The 1,210-nt window shown below is 63.6% G+C and carries 2 protein-coding genes; both read right to left on the bottom strand.

Annotation, left to right across the window (positions count from 1 at the left end):
* The coding region (locus A3AY_RS35135) for an acyl-CoA dehydrogenase family protein (RefSeq protein ID WP_018325876.1) at positions 1 to 768 on the bottom strand (768 nt) is incomplete at its 3' end.
* A 70-nt stretch (positions 769 to 838) separates the two neighbouring features.
* A partial coding sequence (locus A3AY_RS0111775) for an aldo/keto reductase (RefSeq protein WP_018325875.1) occupies positions 839 to 1,210 on the bottom strand: 372 nt, incomplete at its 5' end.

Genomic DNA, 1,210 nt, shown 5'->3' with positions numbered 1-1,210 from the left:
AGCGAGATGCAATTGCCGTAGCGTCGAGGTATGTCGGCCGACCAGTGTGTTCAGTCCGCGGGTGGAGATTTCGTGCGGAAGAACCTCGACGTCTTCGAGAAGCACGCCACCGCTTGCGGTCAGGCGCTGCCCCATGCCATCCCAATCGTCGAGAATGGAGATGCCCTGGCGATCGACGGGCAGGAGAACGCTGACGAGCTGGTCTTCCTCGTTCTTGGCACTGAAGGAGGCAAAGTCGGAAAAGGCCGTTCCAGTCGCATACCACTTGCGGCCGTTGAGGCGATAGCTGTCGCCGGATTTCGTGATCCGCGTCGTCACGTCGCCCGGGCGTTTGGTCCCCTGTTCGGTATGCGCGCCGCCGAACAGCTTGCCGGAGAGAACGCGGCTGAGCTGGGTGCGGTCGATGGCGGTGTTTGGATTGAGTAGCAGTCCTTCGGTGAAGTTGAAGTGGCTTCTGAGTGCATGGGCGACATTGGAGTCGGCCGCTCCGATCGCCATGATCGTCTCGATGTAATCCACCACGGAACCACCCGGCCCGCCCAGCGCCACGGGGACCCGCAGCGTTCCAAGGCCCGCCTCCTTGAACAGCCGGAAGGCCTCGAAAGGAAGCTCGCGCTCCAGATCGCGCTTGACGGCGCCCTTGGCGATTTCGTTGGCAAGCTCCGGCACCTTTGCCAGCAAACTCGCCAGGTCGCTGGCCGGAGACTTTTCGTCAACCGCGCTACGCTGGTCGTGGACTGGCAAGGGGGATGAAGCGGTATTTGCCATGCGGGGGCCTTCTCGTCGCCGGGATAAGGGATTGCAGGGCCCGCATTGGCGGACCCTGCCGGTCTTTTGATCAGGCAACGGCGCGTGCGAGCGGTACGACGTTGTCGGCACCTGCCGCGTCACTGCGCGGCACGCGGCCTTCCACCGGATGGCTCGGATCGTTGAAACCGGGCGTCGAGGGGTGGCCGGTCGCAACAAGGCGATCGACCAGCGCCTCGTCTTCGGCGTCGAGCTTGACGTCGAGCGCGCGGATGTAGCTGTCCCAATGCTCTTCCGTGCGCGGGCCGGTGATGGCCGCGGACACGAGCTTGTTGTTCAGCACCCAGGCAAGCGCGAACTCCGTTGGGTTGATCCCCTTGCGGATCGCATGCGCCGCGATCTCTTTTGCGATCGAGATCGACTCCGGACGCCATTCCGTCTCCAGAATGCGCTTGTCGCCACG

Source organism: Rhizobium giardinii bv. giardinii H152, from assembly GCF_000379605.1.
Lineage (GTDB): Bacteria > Pseudomonadota > Alphaproteobacteria > Rhizobiales > Rhizobiaceae > Pararhizobium > Pararhizobium giardinii.
The sequence above is the reverse complement of the archived record's forward strand: the minus strand, read 5'-3'. Positions and strand labels throughout refer to the sequence as shown.